The organism is Secundilactobacillus similis DSM 23365 = JCM 2765, assembly GCF_001311075.1.
Classification (GTDB): domain Bacteria; phylum Bacillota; class Bacilli; order Lactobacillales; family Lactobacillaceae; genus Secundilactobacillus; species Secundilactobacillus similis.
Window position 1 is genome coordinate 1 of the sequence record NZ_BBAD01000165.1, and the last position, 1,307, is coordinate 1,307.

At 44.6% G+C, this 1,307-nt stretch carries 1 protein-coding gene; it reads left to right on the top strand.

All coding sequences use genetic code 11. The features are described from left to right. The first annotated feature begins 117 nt into the window (after nucleotides 1-117). Entirely contained in the window at nucleotides 118-1,293 is a 1,176-nt protein-coding gene (locus JCM2765_RS16490) for an IS256-like element IS1310 family transposase (RefSeq protein ID WP_003561746.1), read from the top strand. Nucleotides 1,294-1,307: the final 14 nt, after the last annotated feature.

Sequence of the window (1,307 nt, forward strand, 5' to 3'; positions counted from 1 at the left end):
GAGAGCGTAAAATATCTTGTGTAAATGCATAAAAGATTTCTGAATTGTATAGAAATAGGGAATGCCTTCCCTTATGATATTTAGTAACCACAGAAAACATCACAGGAGGCATTCCCCATGAATGAACTTACCACAGAAATTATCGCTGCACTAGCCCAAAAGCAAGATTTGGACGAAGTTTTTCGTCACCACCTCGAAATTGCGATTAACCAGCTGCTTCAAACCGAATTGGCAGAGTTTTTGGGTTACGAACGCTACTCATACGCTGGGATTAACACTGGTAATAACCGCAACGGCAGTTATGAGCGCTCGTTTGATACGAAGTACGGCCAACTTAACTTAACCATTCCTCGAGATCGCAATGGCCGGTTTGAAAATCATACCTTGCCAGCCTACGGTCGGCACAGTGATAATTTAGAAACAACGGTCATTCAGTTGTATACCAAGGGAATTACCACTGCTGAAATTGCCGAACTCATTGAGAAAATGTACGGTGCTCACTACTCCAAAGCCACGGTTTCCAACATGACTAAAGCCGTCAATGAACAGGTTCAAGCTTTCCAGCAACGTCGACTGGCTTCACAATATGCGGCCATCTTCTTAGATGCCACTTACTTGCCGTTAAAGCGGGATACCGTTCAAAAAGAAGCCGTTCATATTGCGATTGGCATTCGTCCAGATGGTACGAAAGAAGTGCTGAACTACCAAGTGGCGCCAACGGAATCGACTGGAATCTGGACTGAACTGCTGGGAACCTTGATCAAGCAGGGCGTTAAAGATGTGCTGTTGTTTGTGGCCGATGGGTTAGTTGGTTTGGATGAAGGCTTGAATCGGCATTTCCCTAAAGCCAAACGACAACGTTGCCTGGTTCATGTTGGGCGGAATCTGATGAACAAAGTTCGCGTAAAAGACCGCAAGGCCGTGATCAGTGACTTTAAACAAGTTCATCGGGCCGCCAACCGTGAAGCAGCCGAACTGAAACTGAATGAGTTCGCCAACAACTGGCATCAGACCTATCCCAAATTAATCAAAGATCTGCTTAAAATGCCGAATTTACTCACTTTCATGGACTTTCCACCAGCTATCCGGCAATCACTATACTCCACTAACCTGATTGAGAACTTTAATAAGCATCTCAAGCGCACCACCCACCACAAAGAACAATTTCCAACGGAAGATTCACTGGATCGCTTCCTGGTTTCTCAGTTTAATGTTTATAACGAGAAGTCTCTGAAGCGGATCCACCGAGGGTTCAAAGGACTCCAGGACACCTTGGAAGCATCATTTATTTAAGTTAGATACATATT